The 4,472-nt window shown below is 71.2% G+C and carries 4 protein-coding genes; 3 read left to right on the top strand and 1 reads right to left on the bottom strand.

Annotated features, from left to right (window positions below; translation table 11 throughout):
- From FNQ90_RS13755 to groL, 3 genes are all read left to right on the top strand, one after another.
- Window positions 1-877, top strand: an 877-nt coding sequence (locus FNQ90_RS13755; RefSeq protein WP_182606647.1) for a polysaccharide deacetylase family protein, incomplete at its 5' end; no start/stop codon positions are given.
- A gap of 291 nt (window positions 878-1,168) precedes the next feature.
- Window positions 1,169-1,477: a co-chaperone GroES gene (gene groES, locus FNQ90_RS13750; RefSeq protein WP_143617807.1), complete on the top strand. Its 309-nt coding sequence runs from the start codon at window positions 1,169-1,171 to the stop codon at window positions 1,475-1,477.
- 212 nt (window positions 1,478-1,689) lie between these two features.
- Complete coding sequence (groL, locus tag FNQ90_RS13745; RefSeq protein WP_143617805.1) at window positions 1,690-3,318, top strand: chaperonin GroEL; 1,629 nt, start codon at window positions 1,690-1,692, stop codon at window positions 3,316-3,318.
- A 183-nt stretch (window positions 3,319-3,501) separates the two neighbouring features.
- On the opposite strand, the gene FNQ90_RS13740 is transcribed toward groL, so the two are convergent.
- Window positions 3,502-4,284 carry an SDR family NAD(P)-dependent oxidoreductase gene (locus FNQ90_RS13740; protein ID WP_182606646.1) on the bottom strand — a complete coding sequence of 261 codons (783 nt, stop codon included), beginning with the start codon at window positions 4,282-4,284 and terminating at the stop codon, window positions 3,502-3,504.
- Between the last annotated feature and the right edge of the window lie 188 nt (window positions 4,285-4,472).

Raw genomic sequence — 4,472 nt, 5'->3', positions numbered from 1 at the left:
GCCCCCGGCCGGGGGCGCGGGCACCGCGGACGGGGAGGGCGGCCTGGCCGCCGCCCACGCGCCGGAGGCGCTGCGCGGGGGCCTGTCGGCCGGGGCCCCGGGGCCCGCGGCGTTGCGGCTCGCCGGGGACGCCATGCTCGCGCACGCCGAGCGGCTGGAACGCCTGGAGCAGCGCCGGATCGCCGCCGCCCGCACCTGGCGGCTGAGCAAACCGCCGCTGCGCCCCCCCGCTCCGCCGAAGGAAAGGCCCACCCTCGTCACCGAGCCCGGGCACATCTCCGGCGACGGTCTCCCGCCGGTGATCACCCGGGTGCCCACCGAGGACCGGGTGGTCTTCCTGACCATCGACGACGGCGCGGAGAAGGACCCGAAACTGTTGGAGATGATGCGGGAACTGGACATCCCCTACACCGCCTTCCTCTCCGATCACGTCGCCCGGAACGACTACGACTACTTCCGGCGGATGCACGCCGACGGCCACGGCATCCACAACCACTCGATCAACCACCGGGAGATGCCGAAACTGAGCCGGGAGGAGCAGAAGCGGGAGATCTGCCGTCAGCAGGACGTGCTGGAGAAGGAGATCGGCGAGCGGCCGACCATGTTCCGCCCGCCGTACGGGGCCTACGACCGCACCACGCTGGAGGTCGCGGCCGAGTGCGGCGTGGAGTTGGTGCCGCTGTGGGCGGAGGAGGCCTTCGTGGACCGCATGGAGTGGGGGCGGGGGGACCGGAAGTTCCACCCCGGGGACATCATCCTCACCCACTTCCGGGGACCCAACGAGTGGAAGGGGACGATGCCCGACATGATCCGGCTGGTTCTCGACACCGCGACCGAACAGGGGTTCGCATTGGCTCGTTTGGAGGACTACATCTGAGCCGCGAACCGGGATGATCACCCGCTCATCGGACACTGGAAGCCCCTTTTCCGGTGCCCCGGGGCGCACTTCGGCCTCTCGGGACACGTCGTGAATCAGCCGTCCACGGCGCGCGCTGGCACTCTGGTTGACTGAGTGCTAACCGCGTTCTAGGCTCGGTGCCGGCACTCTCCCACCGAGAGTGCCGGCATCGCGCGACAGGCGGATCCGGCACCCGCGACGACGGATCCACCAGGTCGTGCCGCTCACAGACATTGACCCCGTGAGATCTCCGAAGGGGGAGGTCGGATCGTGACGACCGCCAGCTCCAAGGTTGCCATCAAGCCGCTCGAGGACCGCATCGTGGTCCAGCCGCTCGACGCCGAGCAGACCACGGCCTCCGGCCTGGTCATCCCGGACACCGCGAAGGAGAAGCCCCAGGAGGGCACCGTCCTCGCAGTGGGCCCGGGCCGATTCGAGGACGGCCAGCGCCTGCCGCTCGACGTCAAGGTCGGCGACATCGTGCTCTACAGCAAGTACGGCGGTACCGAGGTGAAGTACAACGGCGAGGAGTACCTCGTCCTCTCGGCCCGCGACGTGCTCGCGATCATCGAGAAGTGAAATAAGGGGCGGGTCGGAACACGGCCACGCCCCGGGCCCGGCGCCGAGCGGTTCACCGCTCGGCGCCGGGCCACCGCTCACCCCGCCGCCGGCCGGGCGGGGGCGCACGGGACCGTGCGGGACCCGGAACACGACGGGCACCCGGTCCGGTCCCCCTCACCCTCGGTCGGTCCGCCGTCAGCAGTCACGCAACGACAAGGGACATCCACCCCATGGCGAAAACTCTGAAGTTCGACGAGGACGCCCGGCGCGCCCTCGAGCGCGGTGTCGACAAGCTCGCCGACGCGGTGAAGGTGACCATCGGCCCCAAGGGCCGCAACGTGGTCATCGACAAGAAGTTCGGCGCCCCCACCATCACCAACGACGGCGTGACCATCGCCCGTGAGGTCGAGGTCGAGGACGCGTACGAGAACCTCGGCGCGCAGCTGGTCAAGGAGGTGGCGACCAAGACCAACGACATCGCGGGTGACGGCACCACCACCGCCACCGTGCTGGCCCAGGCCCTGGTTCGCGAGGGTCTGCGCAACGTCGCCGCCGGCGCCTCCCCCGCCGCCCTGAAGAAGGGCATCGACGCCGCGGTCAAGGCCGTCTCCGACGAGCTGATCGCCGGCGCCCGGCCGATCGACTCCAAGGAGGACATCGCCGCCGTCGCCGCGCTGTCCGCCCAGGACGCGCAGGTCGGCGAGCTGATCGCCGAGGCCATGGACAAGGTCGGCAAGGACGGTGTCATCACCGTCGAGGAGTCCCAGACCTTCGGCCTGGAGCTGGACTTCACCGAGGGCATGGCCTTCGACAAGGGTTACCTGTCGCCCTACATGGTCACCGACCAGGAGCGCATGGAGGCCGTCCTCGACGACCCCTACATCCTCATCCACCAGGGCAAGATCGGCGCCATCGCCGACCTGCTGCCGCTGCTGGAGAAGATCATGCAGTCCGGCGGTTCCCGCCCCCTGCTGATCATCGCCGAGGACGTCGAGGGCGAGGCCCTGTCCACCCTGGTGGTCAACAAGATCCGCGGCACCTTCAACTCCGTCGCGGTCAAGGCTCCCGGCTTCGGTGACCGCCGCAAGGCGATGCTCGCCGACATGGCCACCCTGACCGGCGCCACCGTCATCTCCGAGGAGGTCGGCCTCAAGCTCGACCAGGCCGGTCTCGACGTGCTGGGCTCCGCCCGCCGCGTGACCGTCACCAAGGACGACACCACCATCGTCGACGGCGCCGGTTCCGCCGACGACGTGCAGGGTCGCGTCGCCCAGATCAAGGCCGAGATCGAGACCACCGACTCGGACTGGGACCGCGAGAAGCTCCAGGAGCGCCTGGCCAAGCTGGCCGGCGGCGTGTGCGTCATCCGCGTCGGCGCCGCCACCGAGGTGGAGCTGAAGGAGAAGAAGCACCGCCTCGAGGACGCCATCTCCGCCACCCGCGCCGCGGTCGAGGAGGGCATCGTCTCCGGCGGTGGTTCCGCCCTGGTGCACGCCGCCAAGGTGCTCTCCGACAGCCTGGGCCGCACCGGCGACGAGGCCACCGGCATCGCCGTGGTCCGCCGCGCCGCCGTCGAGCCGCTGCGCTGGATCGCCGAGAACGCCGGCGCGGAGGGCTACGTCATCACCTCCAAGGTGGCCGAGCTGGACCGGGGCCAGGGCTTCAACGCCGCCACCGGCGAGTACGGCGACCTGGTGAAGGCCGGCGTCATCGACCCGGTGAAGGTCACCCGCTCCGCCCTGGAGAACGCCGCCTCCATCGCCTCCCTGCTGCTCACCACCGAGACCCTGGTGGTGGAGAAGAAGGAGGAGGAGCCGGAGACCGCCGGTCACGGCCACGGTCACGGTCACGCGCACTGACCCGACGCGGCACCGGGGCCGGATCCGACAGGACATCCACCCCGAACCGACTCGCCCGGGAGGCGTCCGCGCCACCCGCGCAAGGGCCCCCGGCACCGACCCATCACGGTCGGTGCCGGGGGCTCCGGCCGTTCGCCGCCGCCGCCCGGGGCCGCGTCCCCTCGCCGCGCCGGTCGCGGGGGCTCAGGAGTCCCGCTTCGGGCCGTACTTCCGCCCCGCCCGGGAGGAGACGCCCCCCAGCACACCGCGCGGCACCAGCTTCGTCGCGCCGAGCAGCGCCTTGTAACGGGGGTCGGGCACCGACAGCGACTTGCCGCGGGCCAGGTCGCGCAGGCCGGCGTCCACCACGCGGTCGGCGTCCAGCCACATCCAACCGGGAATGTCCGAGGTGCCCATCCCCGCCCGCTGGTGGAACTCGGTGCGCACGAAACCCGGGCACAGCGCCATGATCCGCACCCCGCTGCCGGCCAGGTCCCGGGCCGCGCCCTGGGAGAACTGCACCACCCACGCCTTGGACGCCCCGTAGGTGCCGCGCGGCACGAACGCCGCCACCGAGGCGACGTTGACGATCCCACCGCGTCCACGCGAGCGCATCGGTCCCACCGCGGCGGTGGTCATCCGCAGCACGGCCTCGCAGTGCACGCGCAACATCCGCAGTTCGTCGGCGATCGGCACGTCGGGGAAGCTCCCCTTGAGTCCGAAGCCGGCGTTGTTGACCAACATTTCCACCGGGTGGCGGCGGTCGGCCAGCCGTTCCTCGCAGGCGGCGATGCCCTCCTCGGTCGCCAGGTCGGCGCTGAGCACGGCGGCTTCCACCCCGTGGTGATCGTGCAACTCGGCGGCCTGCCGTTCGAGGCGCTCGGTGTCACGGGCGACCAGGACGAGGTTGTGGCCGTCGCGCGCCAGTCTGCGGGCGAACGCGGCGCCGATGCCGGCGGTGGCGCCGGTGATCAGTGCAGTCGTCATGAAAGGAAGGTAGTGCCTGCTCCCCTCCCGACGGCAGGTGGGAGCACACCGACGATTCCCGGAGCGCGATTTTCCGGACGTTTCCACGGGTTTCCAGGGGTTTCCACGTGCTTCCGCCGGCTTCCCCGGGGCGCGTCCGCGTGCTCCCGGTGTCGCCCCGCGCGGCGTCCGGCCGGGTGGGGCGGGTG

The organism is Streptomyces alkaliphilus (assembly GCF_014141535.1).
Lineage (GTDB): Bacteria > Actinomycetota > Actinomycetes > Streptomycetales > Streptomycetaceae > Streptomyces > Streptomyces alkaliphilus.
The sequence above is the reverse complement of the archived record's forward strand: the minus strand, read 5'-3'. Positions and strand labels throughout refer to the sequence as shown.

Coding starts and splice junctions, on each gene's coding strand:
- groL (WP_143617805.1), top strand. CDS start 1,690: ATGGCGAAAACTCTGAAGTTCGACGAGGACGCCCGGCGCGCCCTCGAG.
- FNQ90_RS13740 (WP_182606646.1), bottom strand. CDS start 4,284: ATGACGACTGCACTGATCACCGGCGCCACCGCCGGCATCGGCGCCGCG.